Below are 23,270 nucleotides of genomic sequence, written 5' to 3' on the forward strand. Positions count from 1 at the left end.
TGCCAAAACTGTTATAACATAACAAAAGGAGTGTCATCAGGATGAAATACCTGGCTCTTACCCTGGCGCTGCTGTCGCCCCTGGCCATGGCTCACAACATCAAGGAGTCTGCCCCCGTTCCGGTCGTCAAGATCAACGACAAGGGCGAGCTGATGCTGAGCGGCAAGGATATCGCCTACCAGCCCTGGCAAAGTGGCGTGCTCACCGGCAAGGTCTATCTGATCCAGCACATTGCGGGTCGCTCCAGCGCCAAGGAGCTCAACGCCCCCATGATCGATGCGATCAAGGCGGCCAAGTTGCCCCACGATCAGTACCAGACGGTCACCATCATCAACAGCAATGATGCCATCTGGGGTACCTCTGGCTTCGTCAAGAGCAGCGCCGAGGACTCCAAGAAGGAGTTCCCCTGGTCCAGCATGGTGCTCGACGCCAAGGGGATGGCCCGTAACGCCTGGGCACTCGCCCCGGAGAGCTCGGCCATCATTCTGATTGGCAAAGATGGCAAGGTGCTGTTCGTCAAGGATGGTCAGCTGGCCAAGAACGATATCGACCAGGTCATGGGACTGATCAAGACCCATATCTAACCAAGAGGAGCAGGGGCGATCCCCGTCACGATGTTCAAGTTGCGCGCCCTGCTCTGGATCTGGCTGTCGGGTTGGTTGTGGATGCAACCCGCCCTGGCGGTGCACCAGCTTGACAGCCTGGCCCCCGATCACCCCCATCTGTGCCAACTCTGTGCCGTTCATCTGGACGGCAAGTGGCTGCCCGGTGCGGCGGTGGCTGCGCCGCTTCCGCAGCTCCCCACCTCATACGCACTCCCCGACCGGATTGCCTCTCCCACCCTGGCTGCGCCAGGCGCCTACTCGATCCGGGCCCCTCCTCGTTAAATCGCCGACACGCGTGCCGTTAATGGCACTTATCAATTTGATTTAACAGGAGTAATTATGAAACGTCTCGCCCTGATGATGGCGGCTGTCACCTTTTCTGCTGCCGCCCACCACGATGATCACGCCAACGCCGGCCATGGCGCCCACGAGCATGGCCACGGCCAGCTCAACCTGGTTCTGGACGGCGATCAGCTGATGCTGGAGCTGACCGCCCCCGCGGCAGATCTGATCGGCTTCGAACATGCCCCCAGAAACGACACCGAGAAGGCACGCATGGATCAGGCCCTGGCCCGGCTCAAGAGCGCCGAGGGGCTGTTTGTGCTCACCCCTGCCGCCGGCTGCACCCTGACCGGGCAGCAGGTTCAGGCCGGCCATGAGGAGCACGATCATGATGCCGACGACCACGACCATGACCATGACCATGACCATGACCACGATGCCGCCGATCACCACGAAGGCCATGCGGATATGGGCGCCACCTATACCTTTACCTGCCAGCAGCCGGCGGCCCTCAAGGGGATCGAGGCCAGCCTCTTTACCCTCTACCCGAGTCTGGAGAAGCTGACCGTGCAGGGGCTCATTCCCGGCGGCCAGGTGGCCGGTGAGCTGACCCCCGGCAACCGGATCCTGGGTTGGTAAGCCATGAGCCGTACCGTGGTAACCATTCGTGATCTCGGCTTCGCCTGGCCCGGTCACGCCCCCGTACTCGAGATCCCCGAGCTCACCCTGCTCGAGGGGGAGCGCCTCTTTATCAAGGGGCCCTCGGGGTCGGGCAAGTCGACCCTGCTGGGGCTGCTCGCCGGCATCCAGACCGTCAACCACGGCACGCTCGAGGTGCTGGGCCAGTCACTGGCCCGGCTATCCTCCCGTGCCCGCGACGGATTTCGTGCCGCCGAACTTGGCTACATCTTCCAGCAGTTCAACCTGCTGCCCTATCTCGGCGTGGTGGAGAACGTCACCAGCGCCCTCACCTTCTCGCCCAGGAAGCGCGCGCGCCTGAGTGCCCCGCCTGAGGCCGAGGCCCGTCGCCTGCTGCGCGAACTGCAACTACCCGACGAGCTGCACCGTCGCCCGGTGCACGCCTTGAGCATCGGCCAGCAGCAGCGGGTGGCGGCCGCACGGGCCCTGATCGGAGCACCGCCCCTGGTGATCGCCGACGAGCCCACCTCGGCCCTCGACAGCGACAACCGGGCCGCCTTTATCAAGCTCCTGTTCGAGGAGTGCGACAAGCAGGGCTCGACCCTGATCTTCGTCAGCCACGATCCGGGCCTCGAGCCCCTCTTCCCCCGAGTCGAGGATCTGCGCCAGCTAAACCGGAGGAGCCAATGCTAAGACTCGCCCTGCAGAGCCTGTGGGCCCGCCGCCTCACCGCCGGCCTGACCCTGCTCGCCGTCGCCATCAGCGTGACCCTGCTGCTCGGGGTAGAGCGGGTGCGCACCCAGGCCCGCGACAGCTTCGCCAGCACCGTCTCGGGGACCGATCTCATCGTCGGCGCCCGCTCCGGCCAGGTGAACCTGCTGCTCTACTCCGTGTTTCGCATCGGCAACCCCACCAACAACGTGGGATGGGATGCCTATCAGCGGATCAGCGCACTGCGCGGCATCGCCTGGACCATCCCCCTCTCCCTCGGCGACTCCCACAAGGGATTTCGGGTGCTCGGCACCAACGGGGACTACTTCAAGTACCTGCGCTATGGCCGTCAGCAGCCCCTGACCCTGGCCTCGGGCCGCCCGTTCGAGCGCCCCTTCGAAGCGGTGCTGGGGGCCGAGGTAGCGCGCAAGCTCGGCTACCGGCTCGATCAATCCATCGTCATCGCCCACGGGGCGGGCAACACCTCCTTCACCCAACACGACAACCTGCCGTTCAGGGTGGTGGGGATCCTGGCCCCCACCGGCACCCCCATCGATCGCACCGTGCACGTGCCGCTCGCCGGCATCGAGGCCATCCACCTGGGGTGGGAGACGGGGCGTCACAGCAAGGCGGTCTCCGCCGAGCAGGCGCTGGCCCAGGATCTCACCCCCAAGACCATCACCGCCTTCATGGTGGGACTGAACCAGCGCATCCTCGCCTTCCAGCTGCAGCGCACCATCAACACCTGGCCGAGCGAACCCCTGATGGCGATCCTGCCTGGGGCCGCCTTGCAGGAGCTGTGGGGACTGATGAGCGTGGCCGAGACCGCCCTCTCGGTCATCGCCGGCTTCGTGGTGGTGGCGGGCCTCATTGGCATGCTCACCACCCTGCTGGCCGGGCTTAACGAGCGGCGCCGCGAGCTCGCCATCTTGCGCTCCCTGGGGGCCAGCCCGCGCCATCTGTTTGCCCTGCTCACCCTCGAATCCCTGGCCATCACCAGCCTCGGCATCCTGGCGGGGCTGGGGCTACTCTACGGGGCCCAGGCCCTGGCAGCGCCGCTGCTCTCGAGCCACTATGGCCTGCAGTTCCCCCTTGCCCTGCCCACCTTGCGCGAGTGGCAACTGCTCGGACTGGTGTGGCTGGCCGGCCTCGTCATGGGACTGTTACCCGCCTGGCGCGCCTACCGTTACTCCTTGAGTGACGGCATGAGCATCCGTTTTTAATCTGATGAGAGAAGCCTTGATGAAACGTATCGCCCTGGGGCTGCTGGCCCTGCTCTGGATGGGATCGGCCGGCGCCACCCAGTACAAGACCATCGACTGGGATGCCCTGATCCCTCCTGCGGAGCGCAACGCCCCTCCCCCCGTGGTCAACCACGAGGGGAACCCCATGTCAGCCCCCCAACCGGTCGGGGGAGTGGTCAAGGAGCTCGATCAGAAGCCGGTGCGCCTGCCCGGCTTCGTGGTACCGCTGGAGGGGGATGCCAAGACCATCACCGCCTTCTTGCTGGTACCCTACTTTGGCGCCTGCATCCATGTGCCATCGCCGCCCACCAACCAGGTGATCTATGTGCGCTTCCCCAAGGGGGCGCCGGTGGACGATCTGTGGGACGCCATCTGGGTCAAGGGCACCATGAAGGTGGTCAGCTCGAGCCACGAGATGGCCAACGCCTCCTACGCCATGGAGGCGGTCGAGGTCGCCCCCTACGAGGAGTAAGCGAGGGAAGCCGAAACCACCGCGCATGCGGTGGTTTTTTCATGGCCCATCAGGGAGTAACATCTCCCCATCGCCTCACAGGGAATGTGCCCCATGTCCGAACTCCCCCCACCCAAGCGTGACAGCAACAACATATTGAGCAGCCAGGAGCAGACCCTGCGCCTGGCCCGCAGCCGCCATATCGACGGCATGCTGACCAAAAACAGCGACAGCACCTTCGAGCAGCGCGCCACCTTTCGCCTCGCCGCCGAGCAGGCGACCCGCCAGCGCAACCTCGAGACCATCATGGTGATGGCCCAGCGTCACTGCGGCGAAATAGTGGCCGGCGGCGAGCCGGATCCGGACTGGGTGACCCGCTTCCTGCAACTGGCCGAGGAGATAGGCTCTGTGCCCATGCAGCAGCTGTGGGGACGCATCTTCGCCCTCGAGATAGCGGCCCCGGGCAGCTTCTCCATCCGCGCCCTGACGACCCTCAAGGAGATGACCCAGCGCGACGCCATGCTATTTCAACGCCTGTGCGCCCTCTCCTGCAACTATGTGGGCAGCGAGGAGCGGCGCCTGCTTACCGGCCTCTACCAGGGGGCCCGCCTGCTGACCCGGGCCAAAAGCAGCCATATGGGTCTTGGTAAATACCGCCTCCCCTACAACGCCCTGCTGCAGCTGTTCGAGCTGGGGCTGCTGCACAAGGGGGAGCTGGAGTCCGGGGAGTTGCCCGCCGAGGGGCTGGAGCTGGCCTTCAGCCATCAGCGCTGGCGCCTGCAGGGCAAACAGAGTCACACCAAACTGATCTACTACCGCCTCACCCCGGTCGGCAACGAGCTGGCTCGCCTGCTCGAAGAGCCGAGCCTCGAGGAGTACCTCAAGGATCTCCAGACACTGCTGGCCCAGGGGCTCGTCATCGAGGTGACGGTGACCGCCCCCCCACCCCAGGAGGAGAAGGGGGGATAATCCCCCCAGAAGGAGAAAGGGGGATAATCCCCCTCCCCTCTTCCCGATAGGCGCTCGGCCAGACGTTTTCGCCGATGCCACGCATCCTGATGCGGCCAAGCTGCATAAGGGTAAGGTGCAATAAGCGAGGCGCATTGCTCCGGGTGAATAGAATGCGGCTGCGCCATCACCCCTGATGGCACTCCTTACCTTGCTTCCCCCCGGCGGACTGAAGGGGAGCCAATACCCTGCCCCTCCTTGACCCTATCGGGTCAAGGGAAAAGATGGTCATCCACTCCGCGGGCCAGTTCGGGCCATAGAGCCAACCCCTAGGCCACAAAAGTTGACGACCGTAGCCAGCGAGATGGGCACAGGGCAGCCCGAACCTGAGGCTGCTACACTGGCAATACAGGCTCGTACGGATACGACACAAGGAGATGGAGGATGAGAGCAATTCCCGGCGCCCTCACGACGCAGTTGACCCCCTGCTCGGGGCATCCGCACGCCGATCTCGATGTCTGGCGGCAGGACTTCTTTCGGGCGCTACCCGATGCACGCTGTCTAGAGGCCCTGTTCGATCGAGCCCCGGACATCGTCTTCTCCATCAAGGACAGGGCAGGCCGCTACGTGAGCATCAGCAAGGCCTGTACCGAGCGCTGCGGCCTGACGAGCCGGCGCGACGCCATAGGCAAGACGGCCCAGGAGATCTTCCCGCCCCACATGGCCGTGCGCTATCAGGCCCAGGACGCGTGGCTATTTCGCACCGGCGAGCCCGTGGTGGACAATCTGGATCTGACCCTGTTCAACGACCGCAGCCCGGGCTGGTGCCTGACCAACAAGGAGCCGCTGCGCGACGCCGGCGGCGCCATCCTGGGCCTGGTGTGCATGTCGCGCGATCTGAGTGAACCGAGTCGCACCGGCCTCATCGACGACCGTTTCGCCGACGCGGTCGATCACATCCTCACCCATTATTCCTGCGTTCTGCGCATTGAGGCGCTGGCGCGCCGGGCTGGCATCTCGGTCGCCCAGTTCGAGCGGCGCATGAAGCGGATCTTCCAACTCTCCGCCGGCCAGTTCATCACCAAGACCCGCATCGATGCAGCGGCCAACTGGCTCAAGGGCAGCGACCTGGCCATCGCCGACATCGCCCTGCGCTGCGGATTTTGCGATCAGAGTGCCCTGTCGCGGCAGTTTCGCGCCCTGACCGGCCTGTCGCCACGCCAGTATCGGCAGCTGCTGCGCAGCGGGTGACACGCCGCCAAGGCGGCGCGTCATGCTCGGTTACTGGGCCAACCCCACGCTGAGGGTCAGATCCCGGTAAGGGGCGCCGGCGTCCACCGCTATGTGGTAGTAGCTACCGCCCTCCGGGGCCTGGATGGTGACCGTCTCGTCGTTGCCGCCACCGGCCGATGCCTGGTCATAGCTGCTCCGGTTCGGCCAGCCCCGACGCATGACGTAGAGGTTGGCGTCACCGCTACCGCCTCCGGTCTGCACCGTCAACCGGGTCGTGCCGCGGGGCACGAAGACGTAGAAATAACGGATGTCGTCCGAGCCGATGCCGGCGCGCGCGCAGGTCGCGTCGATGACCTGATCGTTGGGGTAGCCGCAGTCCGGTTCGGGCGGGTTGCCGGCCGTGGTGGCCGTCTTCGCCCAGGCGGCGAAGTCGTCGTCATAGGCCAGATCCTGCATGGCCGACCAATAGCCGTCGTAGTCGCCGGCCCGGAAGCCGGCCACGGCGTCATCCACCCTGTCCCTGTGATGCTCGAACATGTAGCGCACTGCCATATAGCCCCAGCGATAGGCCCGGGTCACATAGTCGTTCATGCCATAGGTGTTGCCGAAGATGGTCGACAGGGAATAGGTTCCAACCTGGGCCGCCTCGATCGCCTTGGCGTTGTCGTTGCCAAGGGAGAGGTACTCAGCCAAACCTTCTATCCACCAGACGGTGGGCAGGCGGGTGGCACGGGCGAAGTCGCCGGCCATGTTGAAGCGACCGTCCAGGTAGTGCACATACTCGTGCTTCAAGTTCCACACCGAGAATTGGGGCCGCAGCCAGGAGGCCTCGTGAGCGATGAAACGCGCCTGATTGCCGGGTTGGCCGGGATCTCCTTCCAGATACATGCCGCCGTTGTTGGTGGCGATGCCGTAGATGACACCGGCGTAGCGGCTGTAGTTGGCGTAGTCGTCGAACACCACCACCTCCAGCGCGTCGTTGACGTCGCCCGGCAGCGGTCGGTTCCGGGTCTTCAGCATGCGATGGAAGTACTGCTCCTCGGTGGCCAGCGCCGCGCAGCTCTCGATCAGTTGCTGCTCTGTCATATCCTGGGCGCGGATGCGCAGGGTCGGGCCGCACTCGTGGCGGATCGGCAGCACGATGTCGGCCAACCGCAGCTCGAAGTCGCAGGTGCCATATTCGGCGCAGCGGGCCCCGTCGTAGTATTTCACGGCACTGGCGGCCGCGAGCCAGAGGTCGGCGCCGGGGCCGTCCAGGCTGGTCTGTGCCAAGACTTGCTCGACCCTGGCCCGGGACGCGGCGTAGTGGGCCGGGTACTGCATGTAGCGCAGGGCCTCGTTCAGGCTGTCGGTGAGCTGATAGGCGTAGCGGGTGCCGAGCAGGGCGGCCTGGTTGCCCTCCACGAAGGCGAACAGGGCCTCGGCGTAGCTGCCGTCACGCTCGGCCAAGGCGCGTCCCTCGTCGCGGTAGTGGGACATGAACAGGACGGTCAGCAGGCCAGTGTAACCCGACCCCACCTCCCAGCGCTTGAGGGCATCGGCGGCATTCGGCTGTCCGTCTCGATTGGTGAAGCGGGCAATGAAGGGCTTGAGGCGCGGCAAGTAATAGGTCTCATCATGGAGATTGGTCATCAGGGTGAAGCTCTCCCCGATCGTGCTGCCCGCGTCCGGATTGGGGATGAACAGGGCCGGGTTGCCCAGCAGCCGATCGAGGCCAACCCGGATCGCGTTACGCACAGTGAGCGGTGGCTCCGGATAGAGATCGCGGGCAATGGCGTTGTAATAGCCGGCGCGCAGATAGAGCACCAGATTGGCGAGGTTACGGCCGCGGCCCTGATAGTTGGTGGCGCGCGCCTGAAATCGTTGGGCTACCGTCAACAGGTTGGCGGTGCCATAGATGCGGGCTCCGTCGTCCGCTGTGAGAGAGAAGAGGCCATAGGTGCACGACACATCGGGCAGGCCCTCCAGGTAGTCGGCCAGTGCAGCACCGGACTTGCCGAGGAAGCCGGCCGGATCGCGACAATCGCCCCCTTCGGGTAGCAGGCTCTGGGCTTGGGCGCGCCAGTCGGGCTCTCGGTCGCGCCGGACGTGGGGATCTTGCGCCAGCTCGAGGGCAGCGGGCGGCGGCAGCAGGCGATGCAGCTTCGGCGCCGGCAGGGTGGCCAGCGGCAGGCCGTGCTCGGCGCCGGCCAGATCCGCGGGCGCCACGGCGGGCGAGGGCAGGGAGACGGGGGCCTCGGCGGCGGCCAGGGCGCTGGCCCAGCCGGCCAGCAACAGACACGCCAGGGGTTTTAGTGCAAGCATAGGACTCTCCATGGTTGGGTTAGATGCCCGTGCCGGTGTAGTCACGCCGCTGGCGCCTCCCTACGCCGGTCCGGGATATCTAACTTGGCAGAGAGTCTGTCTCCCGTATTGGCATATCCCTGCGCCTTCACGGCGCAATCTGCCAAAAACCTCTCGCACGGGCAGACCTTCCCCATCTGGGGGCAAGGTAGCCCCCCATCTTTGAGCTTCACAGATGCGGGAAGATTCCAGGGTCCCTTTCACCATCAGGGATGGAGCGCGTCATGCAAAATGGGCCACGATGAGCCCCCCGACATCTCCCACTCGAGTGCCCCCTCTTGATACGGCTGCTCCGTATGGGGCGAGAAGGTGCTGCTCTTGAAGGGACTTGCCCACCCTGCGGGCGGTGGCGAGTGACTTTTCTGTGCATGGCCAAAGAAAGTGACCCATCGCGCAGCCAACCCCACCGATCCGCTCTCCTTGGTCGAGCCCCCGCGGGGCTATCCAATACCGTGCCCCCTGGCGCTCTTGCGCCTACTGAAGATATTGGCACCACCACACCATGCGGCATTCAAGGGAGCGATCCCACTTTCGTCGCTGCGTTCGCATCTCCCACTGGTATTACCTGTCGGGATGACTACAATGCAGCTCCTCATTTTGTCTGGCCCATGACATGTCTACCCCCGATCCCGTTTTTACTCCCTCGTTCGAGGCCCGCTTTCTGCATCCCCGTTACTGGTTGAGCTGGCTGGCGCTGGCCGTGCTGATGCTGCTGGCCTTCGTGCCGGTGCGACTGCGGGACCGGCTCGCCGCCGCGCTGGCGCCCCTGGTGTTTCGCATCTCGAAGAAACAGCTCTATATCGCCCGCACCAATCTGGCCATCTGCTTCCCGCACAAGAGCCCGGCCGAGCGCGACGCCATCGCGCTCACCTCGATCCGGGTCGGCCTCAAGAGTCTGCTGGGATTTGGCGAGTTCACGATGCGCAGCCCCCGTTACCTGATGAGCCGGATCCAGATGAGCGGTTGGGAGCATCTCGAAGCAGAGCAGGCCGCCGGGCGAGCGGTGATCCTGGTGGTGCCGCACACCTGGCCGGTGGATGCGGCGGGGTATGGCCTCACCCAACGCGGAGTGCCCATGTGCACCATGATGAAACGGGCACGCAACCCTGTGTTTGACTGGCACCTCAACCGGGCGCGCGCCAAGAATGGCTGCCGGGTGTACGAGCGCAGTGCCGGCATCAAGGCGGTGATCAGAACCATCAAGAGCGGCCGCAGCTTCTTCTACCTGCCGGATCAGGACCATGGTCGCGAGAAGAGCCTCTTTGCCCCCTTCTTCGGCTATTCGAAGGCGACCCTGCCCGCCCTGCCCCGTCTGGTGGAGACAAGTGGCGCCAAGGCGGTGCCGCTGCTGGCCTGCTATGACGAGGCCAATCACTGCTATCGGCTGGAGATCGAGGCGCCGTTCGATAACTACCCCAGCGGCGATGTGATGGCGGACACCTGCCGGATGAACGACATGGTGCAGCAGCAACTGACCCGCCATCCCGGTCAGTACATGTGGTTTCTCAAGATCTTCGATACCCGTGAGGATCAGGAGGGGCCAGATGGCCTCTACGAAGCCGGGATCCAGCGGATCAGAAGGGGGCTCTCCCCGCACCCCGACGGGGTCTAGTCTCACGCTTCAGCGCGAGGAGCTCGGGCGAGCTCCTTGCCGATGGCTGGCACTTTGATGCGGCTGCGCCGCATGGGGATTTCGCCCTCCCACCTGGAGGCGCTCGGCCAAGCTCCTTGCCTATGGCCAGCCCTTTGATGCGGCTGCGCCGCATAGGGGTTTCGCCTGCCCTGCGGGCTTTGGCGAGTGACTTTTCTTTGCGTGGCCAAAGAAAAGTCACCAATCGAGCGGCCAACCCCGCCGATTCGCTCTCCTTCGTCGAGTGCCCTCGCCTCAGCCATCAGGCCGACGGTACGCGCCGACGGTCCATCCTTGGACCGCCGCCGCTCGCTCGACATCCCTGTCTCGCGACCTGGCCTGATGGCCTCACCTCGGCGAATCAGAGGGGGAACCAATACCGTGCCCAGTGGTGGCTGAGGGGGTTGGTCTCTGTTTTGTTGGCCGTTACCCGGTACTTAAAATTGTGGGTGACCCAATTTCACGCTACTCACCTTGGCGACTTGCAGGGGGAGCCAATACCCTGCGCTGCAGCTGTTGCTGATCGCTGAAACAGCGAACCGATAAGCCCCTTCGCTATCACGGTGCTACTCCAGCACTCACCAAGCCGATTAATTTATTGATCTTGCTCAGGAAACCATCATCTCCCTCTTCCCTCCCCCGCTTTGCTCGTTAACATAGCCGTTTGGCAACCGTCTCACCGGAGTCACCCATGAGCCAGGCCAGCACCATATCGCAGGTTAACAGCAGCAGACTGGAGGCTGAAATTCAGGGGCGGTAGCCTTGCCGGATGGCATGGATAAGGAAGTGGAGCGATCACTCAACATGGTGACGGCCTCATTTTTATTTCTGACCTGTTCACCCAGGCATGCTTTGACGACTCTTTCCAAAAGCGACTGTGCACTGTTTTTTTCACACAGTAGTAACAGTGGCGCAAAAAAAGGAAGTTAATCGAATACGCACGGACACCAGATGTAATCTGTAATGTTATGATTTAATGATGATTTTTACTTGGCGGCGATTGAAATGTTACGGAGTTAGATGGAATTCTCTGCTAACGGATTAGTACCGCCTTCCATCTAATCACTGTTAGTTTTCTTTCCCGCTCCCAAACAAGCCTTTGAGAATGAACCCAACAAGACCAACTACAACAGTTGTCGCTGTGAACATCCCCAAGATAACTTCTTTAGGGATTTCTTTATTCAAAGACAATTGAGAGGTGAAATAAATCATCACACCTAAGAACATTAACCCGCACCAAATCCACATAAAGAAAAGCACATTGTGGGCTAGATCTTCTTTTAGTTTTGTAAGCGTTTCTTGGTCTGCTGCACTTGCGTTAGTTAGTCTAGTTAAAGCAGCCTTTTCATCAGTAGCTAATTGCTGCTTTATATCGGATTCTGACCTGTCTATTTCTTCAGGCTCTTTTACTGCGTGACTAAACGGTGCTGTCATAGACCATTCACACTGCTAGGGTCGGTAACCACTTTACGGTAGTGGTTTTGGATAACCTTGTTAGGTATCTCTGCAAAATAAGAAAGCTTACCACCACGGTTATTCCAAATTTCATCCCATGGGGTATCTTTCTGATGGGTGATGGTTATTAACGACTCAGGTGTTCTAGACGCATATAAATCCAACACACCGTTCAAACAAGTAATCTCATCTGGAGTAAAAATTGGATCAAACTCCAAAGCGTCAATACCTTCAGTTGGAACCTTGTTACGTCCATTTTCCTTAAAATGGTGATAAACATCTTGTATAACTGGGCCGTACCTCCAAGCTTGAATGGGTTCCTTTATTAACGAATGGCCTTTCCAACCAAGAAGATAACCGTGAGCTATATACACAAGCTTTTGCAACTGTAGGTTGGAAAGTTCAATCCCTTTCTCCTTGGCAAGTTGCAACATTCTGTAGGCAGTATCTATTGCACTATGCACAGTTGACACCTTTCTAATTAATAACCACAATTGTAGCTCCTTATACACTAACACTGTCTAAATGTCCAGTAAAAACTAACAAACCAAGGCTGCCGGACGCTACGCGCCGCAGCTTGGGGCGTTATGTGTCCTAGTGGCTTAAGCAAGAAAATGACAAATTACATTACAATTAACGGATAATAAAAGTGACTGAACTTATAGCAAGAACACAGTTGGTAGACCCAACTTCAGGCAAACATGTTAAAAGAATAGATGAACGAACTATCACTGAATTTTTCCAACTGTTACACGGGAAAAATAATGAAAATGTTGTTTACATTCCTGACTTTTCGCCTCTTATATCAAGCGTTAATAATAATGTCACCCAGCTCTTAGCTAATAATTCTGACAAAGAGCTTAGAGTGATGCATAACACAGTTTATAATATGTGGAACAAGGCAAAGGTGGTATCAGTTCAGTCTGTAAAAGAAAAAATGAATGTCGAAGTATTAACAAAATCAGAAGAGATTTTGAATACAATACATGAAAGATTGCCCAGTTATGAGCGTGCATATACTAATCCAGAGCCAAGTTATAGAGGTGGTCAAGTAACTCATAATGATATTGACCGAGGTCTTGATAACCTCTTAGCTGAGGTTAGAGTGTTTACTGAGGTAGTATTGTGTCACATTCACTCATCGGTCTTGCTAGACCCATTATTGCTTCGAGAACCATCAATCTATCAACATTGCGCTACTATGAAAAAAAAGCTGCGTGAGTGGTTACTTCGAGAGTGTGGTATAAGGCTTAATCATTATAACGCTGGAAAGTACTGGATGGATGATGACTCTCTGATTTACCAACTTTGTGTAGAAGATAAATTTGAATTTAGTGCTGACCTTATGCTTCCTTATTTAGAGTTGAGCGATATGAGTACTAGAGTTGATATCACAAATCGTATCTTCAATAAAATCCAATCGCGTATAGATGAACGGTATGAATATAACTATATTGAATGGCCAAAAGCGGATCAGTCGAAGCTATCTCGTGCAAGTAAAATTTTGGTGTCATTAAGACAGCTCGATAGCATATTAAAATTATTTCATGCAGCTAAAATCAATGATGTGAAGTACGACTCTTCAAAAGATGTTTTTGCAGAGATACAACAGTTAGCCCCCATTCAAGACACATAACAATCTGTTTAAGAGTGATTCGCAACGCTTGGTATTTTTGCTATGCGTTGCGTTTAGTGTTTAAGGTGGTATGCGGTAGCTTCGGTATTGCGTTGCTCACACCTTAACAGGGCGTTATATTTATGGAGTAGTAATGTCAGGATTTCGAGAAAAATTCACACCCGTCTTTCATAAACTTTTAGCCGATATCATGATGTGGGTTATTTTTATGGTTGTATTTATTGGCTTATATATGTTTAAACATGACTTGTCACCTTCAGAAAATGTCCCAGCTAATGAAGCTTACGGTTTAATAAATTGGACTACATTTTGGGCATTGCTAATTTCATCAGCTATTTTGTTCACAATTTTCTCATTTGGTACACACAAGAATAATAAAGTATAAGAAATCGAACGTGGTAAAAATTTTATGGGTATTGCATTAGCAGAATGCTCAGGTGTTTTATTCAACTTCGGCTCTTTAATTACGGCTGCCACAATTTTCACTCAAGATTGGCTGTATTTATTAGCCACGGCAATCATTTATCTGCTAGGTATATTTATTCATCCCCAAAAAATAAAAGAGTGAAATTGGGACACCCACCATTTCAAGCACCGCGTAGCGGCCAACAAAACAGAGCCCCGCTCAGTCACAGCCGGGCACGGTATTGATTCCCCCTCTGATTCGCCGAGACGAGGCCACTGCACCAGGTCGCGAGACAAGGATGTCGAGCGAGCGGCGGCGGGCCATGGAGGGCCCGTCGGCGCGTACCGTCGGTGCTGTGGCTGAGGTGAGGGGACTCGACGAAGGAGAGCGAATCAGCGGGGGGTGGCCTTTCTTTTGGTGACTTTTCTTTGGCCACGCAAAGAAAAGTCACTCGCCACAGCCCGCAGGGCGGGCGAAACCCCGCGTAGCGGCAATCCCGCAGGGATGGTGATTCTTGTCGTAGGTCAGGAGCTCGGCCGAGCTCCCCACCAATCGCCCCCTAGTCGATCAATCCCCTCTGTCTCAGGGCCCCCAGCAGGGCCTCCACCAGCGCCGGTACCGGCGCGCCGTCGTTGTGCAGGTGCACCTCAGGGTTTAGCGGCGCCTCGTAGGCGGCGTCGATGCCGGTGAAATTCGTAATTTCCCCGGCGCGCGCCTTCTTGTAGAGCCCCTTGGGATCGCGCTCTTCGCACACGCTAAGGGGCGCATCCACAAACACCTCGACAAACTCCCCCTCCCCCAAGAGACCGCGCACCAGATCGCGCTCCTCCCGGTAGGGGGAGATAAAGGCGGTCAGCACAATCAGGCCCGCGTCCACCATGAGTTTTGCCACCTCGCCGACCCGGCGGATGTTCTCGCGCCGCGCCCCCTCGTCAAAGCCGAGATCGCCGCACAGGCCGTGGCGCACATTGTCCCCGTCGAGCAGGTAGGTGTGCTTGCCAAGCCCCGCCAGCGCCTCTTCCAGGGCGCCGGCCAGGGTCGATTTGCCCGCCCCCGAGAGGCCGGTGAACCAGATGACCAGGGGGCGCTGCCCCTTGGCGTCGCTTCTGCGCTGCTTGGTCACCGCGTGGGGGTGCCAGACGATATTGTTCATTGATCCTCCGTCGGGCCGGGCCCGAAGCGTGTGGGTGCCCCGCCCTCAGAAGGGGAAGAGCAGGGGCACCATGATGATGACGCCAATGCTGTAGGCCAGTGACACCGGCAGGGCCAGCTTGAGGTAATCCTGCATCCGGTAGTTGCCCGCCGAATAGACCATCAGGTTGGTCTGATAGCCATAGGGCAGGATAAAGCTCGAGCTCGCCCCGAACAGCACCGCCAGGATGAAGGGCATGGTCGAGACATCCATGCTGAGCGCCAGCTGATAGCCCATGGGGAAGGCCAGGGCGGCGGCGGCGTTGTTGCTCATCAGCTCGGTCAGCACCAGGGTGAAGAGATAAATGCCGATAAAGGCGATGAGGGGGCTGGCGCCATTAAACTCCCCCATCAGCCACCGGGCGATGACGTTGGCAAGCCCGGTCTTCTCCAGCTGATCCGACAGGGCCAGGGCCCCGCCCACCACCAGCCAGATCTCGAGCGGGAAGCGGCGGCGGATCTCGTCGAGGGTCAGGATGCGGGTCGCCAGCAGCAGCACCAGCATGATGAGCAGCCCCTTGAACAGCGGCAGCAGCTCGAACACAGAGGCGGCCAGCACGGCGGCAAAGCCCCCCACCACGGCGGCGCTGCGGCGGGTATCGAGCCGGGTCGACGCCTCTATGCCACTGACCACCACAAACTCCCGCGACAGGGACTTGTTGCCGGCAAAGCGCGGACCGGGGGCGAGCAGCAGGGTATCCCCCGCGTGCAGCTCAATCTGCCCCAGGCCGCCGGTGAGCTGGCTCTCGCCACGGCGCACCGCCAGCACCACCGCATCGAAGTGGGTGCGAAACTCGGCGTCGCGGATGGTCTGGCCGACCAGGCGCGAGCTGTGGCTGACGATCACCTCGACCAGATGCTGGCCGTTGAGGCGATGCTCGCCATAGAGCTCGAGGCCGCGCATCTCCTGCAACACCCCCACGCTCTCCACGTCGCCGCAAAACAGCAGCATATCCCCCTCGTGCAGCTCCTGCTCCGGCTGCACCGGGCAGATCACCTGATCCCCCCGGATGATCTCGGCCAGATAGAGGCTTTTGAGGCTACGCAGGCCGTTCTCTTTCACGCTGCGCCCGGCCAGGGGGGAGCCGGCGCTCACCTTGGCCTCGAGAAAATAGCCCTGGCTACGGTCAAACTCGCCCTCTTGCTCCGGCAGGCGGCGGGCGAACAGCATCACGGCTATCCAGCCGGTCAGCAATGTCCCCGCCCCCACCATGAAGAAGTCGAACATGCCAAGGGGCCTGGCCCCCATCTTCTCGAGGAAGCTGTTGACGATGAGGTTGGTGGAGGTGCCAATGAGGGTCAGCACGCCGCCGAAGGTGGCCGCGAAGCACATGGGCAGCAGCAGCCTGCTGGCGCTGTGCTCGGGGTTGCGCTTGACCGCCCCGAGCATGGAGGCGACCACGGCGGTGTTGTTGACAAAGGCCGACAGGAAGGCGGTGGAGAACCACACCTTGGTCAGCACCTGGGTAAAGGAGCCGCGGCCCACGGCCCCGGCAAACCAGCTCATCAGCCGGCTCTTCTCCACCGCGAGCGACACCAGCAAGAGCAGCACCAGGGTGAGCAGGGAGCCGTTGGTATAGCCCGCCACCACCCCCTGAATGTCGGCCAACCCCACCAGATAGGTGACGAGGACGGCGCCGGAGAAGAGCAGGGCCGGCCGCAGCCGGCCCTGGATCAGCAGCACGATCAGGGCAACCAGCAGACCCAGCACCAGGGATTGTTGCCACGTCATGGATTACTCCTTACTGATGTCGAGCGCCTGCCAGTGAGGGAAGTGCTTGCGAATGAGGGCATTGAGCTCGAGTTCAAACTCGCTGGCGCTCCCCTTGGCCGCCACCTCGTCCAGCCCCTGCACTATCATGCCGGCACCGACCGTGACGTTGGTCAGGCGATCGATGAGGATAAAGCTGCCGGTGTCGCGGATCTCGCGATAGGGGTCAAACCCGACCGGCTCGGTGAGGCTCACCTCGCACAGGCCGATCTCGTTGAGCTTGAGCTCATCGGCGCCATGCTCTTCGAGGTTGTTGATGTCGATACGGTGGCGAATGGTCGCCACCTCGCCGCGGGTCTTGCGGGTGGCCAGCTTGATGTCGTAGCTGCGCCCGCTCTTGAGCTCGCTCTCCCCCATCCAGACGATGTGGGCCAGCAGGCGGCGCGACACCGCGCTCTGCTGCTCGGCGGCCACCAGCAGATCGCCACGGCTGATGTCTATCTCGTCGGCCAGGGTGAGGGTGATGGCCTGACCCGGCAGGGCATGGTCGAGATCCCCGTCGAAGGTGACGATGCGCGTCACCCTGCTCTCTTTGCCAGAGGGCAGCACCGCCAGGCGATCGCCGACCCGCAGGATGCCAGAGGCCAGGGTGCCGGCGAAGCCGCGAAAATCCAGGTTGGGGCGGTTCACATACTGCACCGGCAGGCGCACCGGATGGCGGGCCAGGTCTTGCTCTACCTCGGCGCTCTCGAGCAAGGCAAGCAGCGGCTCCCCCTGATACCAGGGCATGTTGGCGCTCTGGTTAACCACGTTGTCCCCATCCAGGGCCGAGACCGGCACCAGCTGGATGCTCTCCACGTCGAGCTGGCTGGCGAAGGCGCGGTAGTCGCGGCTGATCTCGTCGAAGCGCTGCTGGCTGAAATCGACCAGGTCCATCTTGTTGACCGCCACCAGGAACTGCTTGATGCCAAGGAGGCTGGCGATAAAGCTGTGGCGACGGGTCTGATCCAGCACCCCCCTGCGGGCGTCGATGAGGATGATCGCCAGATCGCAGGTCGAGGCGCCGGTGGCCATGTTGCGGGTGTACTGCTCGTGGCCCGGGGTGTCGGCGATGATAAATTTACGCTTGGCGGTGGAGAAGTAGCGGTAGGCCACGTCGATGGTGATCCCCTGCTCGCGCTCGGCCTGCAGGCCGTCGACCAAGAGCGCCAGATCCAGCTTCTCGCCGGTGGTACCAAGCTTTTGGCTGTCGGACTCGAGCGCCTTTAACTGATCTTCATAGATCTGCTGGGAGTCGTGCAGCAGGCGGCCGATGAGGGTGCTCTTGCCATCGTCCACGCTGCCGCAGGTGAGAAAACGCAGCAGGCTCTTGTGCTCCTGGGCCTTGAGGTAGGCCTCGATCCCCTCGCTCTCGAGGGCGCTCTTGACGTAAGAATTCATGGCAACTCCTTAGAAATATCCCTGACGCTTCTTCTGCTCCATCGAACCCGACTGGTCGTGGTCGATGAGGCGTCCCTGCCGCTCGCTCGAGGTGGTCAGCAGCATCTCCTCGATGATCTCGGTCAGCGAGGCGGCGCTCGACTCGATGGCCCCGGTCAGGGGGTAGCAGCCAAGGGTGCGAAAACGCACCAGCTCCTCGCGCACCACGTCATCGGCACTGAGCGGCATGCGCTCGTCATCCACCATGATCTTGATGCCGCCACGCTCCACCACAGGACGGTAGGCCGCGAAGTAGAGGGGAACGATGTCGATGTTCTCGAGGTAGATGTATTGCCAGATGTCGAGCTCGGTCCAGTTGGAGAGGGGGAAGACGCGGATGCTCTCGCCCTTGTTCACCTGGCCGTTGTAGGTGCGCCACAGCTCGGGTCTCTGGTTCTTGGGATCCCAGCGGTGGTGCTTGTCGCGAAACGAGTAGACCCGCTCCTTGGCGCGGGACTTCTCCTCGTCCCGGCGCGCCCCGCCGAAGGCGGCGTCGAAGCCGTATTTATTCAGCGCCTGCTTGAGCCCCTCTGTCTTCATGATGTCGGTGTGCTTGGCGCTGCCGTGATCGAAGGGGTTGATGCCCATGGCGAGCCCCTCGGGGTTCTTGTAGACGATGAGATCCAGCCCGAACTTCTCGGCGGTCTGGTCGCGAAAGCGGATCATCTCTTTAAATTTCCAGTCGGTGTCCACGTGCAGCAGCGGGAAGGGGAGCTTGCCCGGGTAGAAGGCCTTGCGGGCCAGGTGCAGCATGACCGATGAATCCTTGCCGATGGAGTAGAGCATGACGGGGTTGTCAAACTCGGCGGCCACCTCGCGGATGATGTGGATGCTCTCCGCTTCCAGCTGCTTTAAATGGGTCAATCTTTCGCGGTCCATGTCGATTCCTCGGTCATTAAAAACGGGGTCCCCCCCGGACTCAGGCCAGCTTCACCAGCCCGAGGGTTGCCGGCTCGGCGCGCTCGCCAAACCAGGCCAGTTGTTCGTGCAGTTGCACCACCTGCCCCACCACGATCAGCGACGGGCTCTGTGCGCCGGCGGCCAGGGTGGCCAGCTCGTCGAGCCGGCCCACCAGGGTGCGCTGACGGGCCGTGGTGCCGCGCTCTATGATGGCGATGGGGGTCTCTGCGGCGCGGCCGTGTGCCATCAGCTGCTGGGCGATGTGCTCGCTTTTCATCAGCCCCATGTAGATGACCAGGGTTTGGTTGCCGGCGGCCAGGGCCGGCCAGTCGGGCTGGCTCCCCTCGGCCTGGCAGTGGCCGGTGATGAAGGTGGCGCTCTGGGCAAAGTCGCGATGGGTGAGCGGAATGCCGGCGTAGGCGGTGGCCCCGGCGGCGGCCGTGATGCCCGGCACCACGGAGAAGGGGACGCCCGCCTCGGCCAGCACCTGCAGCTCCTCGCCGCCGCGGCCAAACATGAAGGGATCCCCCCCCTTGAGGCGCACCACCCGATGGCCCGCCTTGGCGTATTCCACCAGCAGGCGGTTGGTCTCCTCCTGGGGCACGCTGTGGGCACCGGCCTTCTTGCCGACCGACACCAGGGTGGCGTCCCGGCGCACCAGATTGAGGATCTCGGGGGAGACCAGCTGGTCATAGAGCACCACCTCGGCCTGCTGGATCTGTTGCAGCCCCTTGAGGGTCAGAAGACCCGCATCGCCGGGGCCGGCACCGACCAGCACCACCTCGCCCGCCGCGCGGCCGGACTGGGTGAGCGCGTCATCCAGCCAGGCCTCGGCCTGGTCCCACTCCCCCTTCTCGATGAGGCCACCGAGGGTGTTGGAGGCATAGGCCCGCTCCCAGAAGCGGCGACGGGCCACCAGGGTGGTGAGGGCCTGCTTGGCGCGCTCGCGGATGCGACCGGAGAGCTCGGCGAGACCGCCCAGGTGAGCCGGCAGCAGGCTCTCGAGCCGCTCGCGAAGCAGGCGCACCAGCACGGGGGCCTTGCCACCGCTCGAGACCGCCACCATGACGGGGCTGCGGTCGATGATGGAGGGGAAGATAAAGCTGGAGCGCTTGGGGTCGTCGACCACGTTGACGAACAGGCCGCGCTGGTTGGCGCTCTGATAGACCAGGGCATTGACCGCCAGGTTGTCGGTGGCGGCCACCGCCAGCAGCTGGCCGTCGAGGTGATCGGGGCGAAACGCCTCGGCCAGGTGGGTGAAGCGCCCGGCGAATTCGGCAAACCCGGCGTCGAGCGCGGGGGCGACCAGGGTGAGGCGGCTGCCGGCGGCCAGCAGCAGTCGCGCCTTGCGAAGGGCGACCTCGCCCCCTCCGACCAGCAACACCGCACGGCCATCCAGCTTGGCAAACATCGGCAAATAATCCATTTCACACCTCTCCTACCTGTTGAGGGCACTCTAGTGGGTTGAGTGAGCGCCATAAAATAATAAAGAACGTTTATTTATAGCTTTTGGGAATATCAATTCCCCATGGGGCGGGGAAGAGAGCGCGGCCCCGGGACGGGGCCGCGGCGGGATCAGGGGCGAGAGAGGGGCAACCAGACGCTGCCCCCCCGCACCGCCACCGGCCAGGGGCGCACCCCCAACCCGGCATCGTCGAGACTGCGGCCATCGCGCAGGGAGTAGCGCTGCTTGTAGAGGGGGGCGATCACCATGGGCTCCCCCTGACTGTCTCCCACCAGCCCGAGGGCCAGCACCGGCACGCCGGCCACGGGATCGACCCCGTCCAGGGCGTAGACGGCCCCTTCGCAGCGAAACAGGGCCACCACCTCCCCCTGCCAGATGAGGCTGCGTCCCAGCCCCTCCTCCAGGGCCGCCAGCTCGCACGCAGGCTGCCAGCCACCTTCATCCATGGTCATAGGACCTCCTTGACGGCGATATCGGGCACCCACTGGCCCCGGCTCTCGCGCCGGGGAGGGGTCGCCTCACTGGATTGATTGAGATGCGCCTCGAACAGGCGCAGCTTGTCGGGATCACTCAGGGTGGCGCGCCACTCGCACTCCCAGCTGCCGACCACGGCATCCATGGCAGACTCGAGCTCGGGGGCGATGCCCAGTCGATCGTCGATGATGACCGACTTGAGGTAGTCGAGCCCCCCCTCCATCCCCTCGAGCCAGACCGAGGTGCGCTGCAGGCGATCCCCGGTGCGCACATAGAACATCAGCAGCCGGTCGATGTAGCGGATCAGGGTCTCGTCATCGAGGTCGGTGGCGAAGAGATCCCCGTGGCGCGGCTTCATCCCCCCGTTGCCACAGACATAGAGGTTCCATCCCCGCTCGGTGGCGATCACCCCGATGTCCTTGCTCTGGGCCTCGGCGCACTCCCGGGTGCAGCCCGAGACCGCGAACTTGAGCTTGTGGGGGGCCCGCAGCCCCTTGTAGCGGTGCTCCAGGCGCTGGGTCATGGCCAGCGAGTCCTGCACCCCGTAGCGGCACCAGGTCGACCCCACGCATGACTTCACGGTGCGCACCGACTTGCCATAGGCCTGGCCCGTCTCGAAGCCGGCCGCCACCAGATCGCCCCAGATGGCGGGCAGCTGATCCCGGCGCGCCCCCAGCATGTCGATGCGCTGGCCACCGGTTATCTTGGTGAAGAGGCCATAGCGCTCGGCGATCTCCCCCAGGGTGATGAGGCCACGGGCGGTGATCTCGCCGCCGGCGATGCGCGGCACCACCGAATAGGTGCCATCCCGCTGCACGTTGGCAAGGAAGCGATCGTTGGTGTCTTGCAAGGCCCGGTGTGGCCTCGCCAGCACGTGCTCATTCCACAGGGACGAGAGGATGGAGGCGATCGCCGGCTTGCACACCTCACAGCCGAGCCCTTGCCCATGGCGGGCGAGCAGGCTCTCGAAGTCGCGGATCGCCTCGACCCGGACCAGATGGCAGAGCGCCTGGCGGCTGAAGGGGAAGTGCTCGCACAGGTGGTCGTTGGTCTCGACCCCGAGCTCGACCAGGGTCTCGTCGATCACCTTCTTGAGCAGGTTGGTGCAGCCGCCGCAGCCGGTGCCGGCCCGGGTTACCCCCTTGATCTGGCCAAGCTCCCTGTGCCCCTCGCGCACCGCCGCCACCACGGCCCCCTTGCTCACGTTGTGGCAGGAGCAGAGGGTCGCACTGTCGCTTAAGGTGAGCGGCGCCGCCGCCTCTCCGGTGAGCAGGCCGAGCAGGGGTGAGGGCAGCGCCGCCCCCTGCTGGTAGTAGCCGAGCAGGCGGTCGTAGTCGCTGCCGTCCCCCACCAAGATGGCCCCGAGCAACCGGGTTCCCCCCTCGTCCACCACCAGCTTCTTGTAGACGCCGGCACTGCGGTCGAGCAGTTGCAGGCTCTGGGCCCCGGGGGTGCTTCCCAGGCCGTCGCCGATGGCCCCCACCTCCACCCCCATCAGCTTGAGACGGGTAGACATGTCGGCCCCGCCAAAGCGGCTGGTGCCGCCACACAGGGTCGCCACCGCGGCGCGGGCCATCTGGTAGCCGGGGGCCACCAGCCCGAAGATGCGCCCCTGCCACAGGGCGCACTCGCCGATGGCGAGGATGGCAGGATCCGAACTCTGGCAGCCCTCGTCGATGATGATGCCGCCGCGCTCCCCCACCGCGAGCCCCCCCTCCCGGGCCAGGGCGTCGGCCGGGCGGATCCCGGCGGAGAAGAGCAGCACATCACACTCCAGATGACTGCCGTCGGCAAACGCCAGACGGTGGCGCCCCTGCTCGCCGTCGACGATCTCCCGGGTGCCCTTGCCCAAGTGCACCTCGACCCCCAGGGCCCCAATCTTGTCGGCCAGCAGCTCGCCACCGAGATCGTCGAGCTGCACCGGCATCAGGCGCGGGGCAAACTCCACCACATGGGTCTTGAGGCCGAGCAGGCGCAGGGCGTTGGCCGCCTCGAGCCCGAGCAACCCCCCGCCGATCACGGCACCGCTGCGGGCGTGGGCACAGGCCTCGCGAATGGCGGCCAGATCCTCCAGGGTGCGATAGACGAAGCAGTGGCTGCGCTCGCGCCCCGGGATCGGCGGGACGAAGGGCACAGAGCCCGTGGCCAGCACCAGCCGGTCGTAGTCGACCCGCTCCCCGCCGGCCAACACCACGGCCCTGGCCTCCCTGTCCAGGGCCTGCACGCTGGCCCCGAGGCGCAGATCGATGTCGTGGCCCGCATACCAGGCGGGATCGGCCAGCCGTAACCCCTCGGGGGAGCGGCCGCCGAACACCTCGGAGAGGTGCACCCTGTCATAGGCGGGATCGCACTCCGCCCCCAGCACGGTCAGATCGAAGCGCGCCAGGCCCCCTTCGGCCACCAGCTGCTCCACGAAGTGGTGGCCCACCATGCCGTTGCCCACCACAACCAGTCGCTCTTTTTCCAT

21 protein-coding genes are annotated in these 23,270 nt (G+C 62.1%); 11 read left to right on the top strand and 10 right to left on the bottom strand.

The features are described 5' to 3' along the window. Positions 1 to 41 precede the first annotated feature (41 nt). The 8 genes from AB5Y48_RS06095 to AB5Y48_RS06130 all read left to right on the top strand — a co-directional run bounded on the left by AB5Y48_RS06095 (position 42) and on the right by AB5Y48_RS06130 (position 6,131). On the top strand, positions 42 to 584 hold the full coding sequence (locus AB5Y48_RS06095; protein ID WP_224161067.1) for a YtfJ family protein: 543 nt from the start codon (positions 42 to 44) through the stop codon (positions 582 to 584). A 30-nt stretch (positions 585 to 614) separates the two neighbouring features. Next, entirely contained in the window at positions 615 to 887 is a 273-nt protein-coding gene (locus AB5Y48_RS06100; protein ID WP_060587046.1) for a hypothetical protein, read from the top strand. 57 nt (positions 888 to 944) lie between these two features. Next, complete coding sequence (locus AB5Y48_RS06105) at positions 945 to 1,526, top strand: DUF2796 domain-containing protein (RefSeq protein WP_368164001.1); 582 nt, start codon at positions 945 to 947, stop codon at positions 1,524 to 1,526. Between the two features lie 3 nt (positions 1,527 to 1,529). Then, the gene (locus AB5Y48_RS06110) at positions 1,530 to 2,219 is read left to right on the top strand and encodes an ABC transporter ATP-binding protein (RefSeq protein WP_224161065.1); all 690 of its coding nucleotides are present in this window, start codon (positions 1,530 to 1,532) and stop codon (positions 2,217 to 2,219) included. Continuing rightward, positions 2,213 to 3,460 carry an ABC transporter permease gene (locus AB5Y48_RS06115; protein WP_050667936.1) on the top strand — a complete coding sequence of 416 codons (1,248 nt, stop codon included), beginning with the start codon at positions 2,213 to 2,215 and terminating at the stop codon, positions 3,458 to 3,460. Before AB5Y48_RS06110 ends, AB5Y48_RS06115 begins: the two co-directional genes overlap by 7 nt. A 19-nt stretch (positions 3,461 to 3,479) precedes the next feature. Continuing rightward, positions 3,480 to 3,953, top strand: coding sequence for a DUF3299 domain-containing protein (locus AB5Y48_RS06120; RefSeq protein WP_082178059.1), 474 nt, complete (start codon positions 3,480 to 3,482; stop codon positions 3,951 to 3,953). Positions 3,954 to 4,046: 93 nt separating this feature from the next. Further along, entirely contained in the window at positions 4,047 to 4,901 is an 855-nt protein-coding gene (locus AB5Y48_RS06125; protein ID WP_060587056.1) for a TIGR03899 family protein, read from the top strand. Positions 4,902 to 5,324: 423 nt separating this feature from the next. Continuing rightward, positions 5,325 to 6,131, top strand: coding sequence for a helix-turn-helix domain-containing protein (locus tag AB5Y48_RS06130; protein ID WP_368164002.1), 807 nt, complete (start codon positions 5,325 to 5,327; stop codon positions 6,129 to 6,131). A 30-nt stretch (positions 6,132 to 6,161) separates the two neighbouring features. Here AB5Y48_RS06130 and AB5Y48_RS06135 read toward each other — a convergent pair whose 3' ends face one another. Continuing rightward, positions 6,162 to 8,417: a collagenase gene (locus AB5Y48_RS06135; protein ID WP_368164003.1), complete on the bottom strand. Its 2,256-nt coding sequence runs from the start codon at positions 8,415 to 8,417 to the stop codon at positions 6,162 to 6,164. 652 nt (positions 8,418 to 9,069) lie between these two features. Between AB5Y48_RS06135 and lpxM the strand changes: the two genes are divergently transcribed. Then, on the top strand, positions 9,070 to 10,068 hold the full coding sequence (gene lpxM, locus AB5Y48_RS06140; protein WP_368164004.1) for a lauroyl-Kdo(2)-lipid IV(A) myristoyltransferase: 999 nt from the start codon (positions 9,070 to 9,072) through the stop codon (positions 10,066 to 10,068). 1,086 nt (positions 10,069 to 11,154) lie between these two features. Here lpxM and AB5Y48_RS06145 read toward each other — a convergent pair. Both AB5Y48_RS06145 and AB5Y48_RS06150 read right to left on the bottom strand, forming a co-directional pair. Then, the gene (locus tag AB5Y48_RS06145; protein WP_368164005.1) at positions 11,155 to 11,520 is read right to left on the bottom strand and encodes a hypothetical protein; all 366 of its coding nucleotides are present in this window, start codon (positions 11,518 to 11,520) and stop codon (positions 11,155 to 11,157) included. Then, entirely contained in the window at positions 11,517 to 12,035 is a 519-nt protein-coding gene (locus tag AB5Y48_RS06150; protein ID WP_368164006.1) for a Panacea domain-containing protein, read from the bottom strand. The genes AB5Y48_RS06145 and AB5Y48_RS06150 overlap by 4 nt, the downstream gene beginning before the upstream one ends. Before the next feature lie 155 nt (positions 12,036 to 12,190). Here AB5Y48_RS06150 and AB5Y48_RS06155 point away from each other — a divergent pair, with 155 nt between their 5' ends. Both AB5Y48_RS06155 and AB5Y48_RS06160 read left to right on the top strand, forming a co-directional pair. Next, entirely contained in the window at positions 12,191 to 13,177 is a 987-nt protein-coding gene (locus AB5Y48_RS06155) for a hypothetical protein (protein WP_368164007.1), read from the top strand. A 133-nt stretch (positions 13,178 to 13,310) separates the two neighbouring features. Beyond that, on the top strand, positions 13,311 to 13,562 hold the full coding sequence (locus AB5Y48_RS06160; protein WP_368164008.1) for a hypothetical protein: 252 nt from the start codon (positions 13,311 to 13,313) through the stop codon (positions 13,560 to 13,562). A 580-nt stretch (positions 13,563 to 14,142) separates the two neighbouring features. Here the strand turns inward: AB5Y48_RS06160 and cysC are convergent. The 7 genes from cysC to nirB all read right to left on the bottom strand — a co-directional run bounded on the left by cysC (position 14,143) and on the right by nirB (position 23,270). Next, positions 14,143 to 14,736: an adenylyl-sulfate kinase gene (cysC, locus tag AB5Y48_RS06165; RefSeq protein WP_060587067.1), complete on the bottom strand. Its 594-nt coding sequence runs from the start codon at positions 14,734 to 14,736 to the stop codon at positions 14,143 to 14,145. A gap of 45 nt (positions 14,737 to 14,781) precedes the next feature. Next, positions 14,782 to 16,506 carry an SLC13 family permease gene (locus tag AB5Y48_RS06170; protein WP_050667945.1) on the bottom strand — a complete coding sequence of 575 codons (1,725 nt, stop codon included), beginning with the start codon at positions 16,504 to 16,506 and terminating at the stop codon, positions 14,782 to 14,784. A 3-nt stretch (positions 16,507 to 16,509) separates the two neighbouring features. Next, positions 16,510 to 17,925, bottom strand: a complete 1,416-nt coding sequence (gene cysN / locus AB5Y48_RS06175; protein WP_050667946.1) for a sulfate adenylyltransferase subunit CysN — start codon at positions 17,923 to 17,925, stop codon at positions 16,510 to 16,512. A gap of 9 nt (positions 17,926 to 17,934) precedes the next feature. Beyond that, a complete protein-coding gene (gene cysD, locus AB5Y48_RS06180; RefSeq protein ID WP_368164009.1) occupies positions 17,935 to 18,843 on the bottom strand; it encodes a sulfate adenylyltransferase subunit CysD in 909 nt (302 codons plus the stop codon). A 40-nt stretch (positions 18,844 to 18,883) separates the two neighbouring features. After that, positions 18,884 to 20,290 (bottom strand): siroheme synthase CysG, encoded by a 1,407-nt coding sequence (gene cysG / locus AB5Y48_RS06185; RefSeq protein ID WP_060587071.1) that lies wholly within the window; start codon positions 20,288 to 20,290, stop codon positions 18,884 to 18,886. A 149-nt stretch (positions 20,291 to 20,439) separates the two neighbouring features. Then, on the bottom strand, positions 20,440 to 20,781 hold the full coding sequence (gene nirD, locus AB5Y48_RS06190) for a nitrite reductase small subunit NirD (protein WP_050667949.1): 342 nt from the start codon (positions 20,779 to 20,781) through the stop codon (positions 20,440 to 20,442). Then, positions 20,778 to 23,270: a nitrite reductase large subunit NirB gene (gene nirB / locus AB5Y48_RS06195; RefSeq protein WP_368164010.1), complete on the bottom strand. Its 2,493-nt coding sequence runs from the start codon at positions 23,268 to 23,270 to the stop codon at positions 20,778 to 20,780. The genes nirD and nirB overlap by 4 nt, the downstream gene beginning before the upstream one ends.

Origin of the sequence: Aeromonas sp. R6-2 (assembly GCF_040908155.1) — a bacterium.
Lineage (GTDB): Bacteria > Pseudomonadota > Gammaproteobacteria > Enterobacterales > Aeromonadaceae > Aeromonas > Aeromonas schubertii.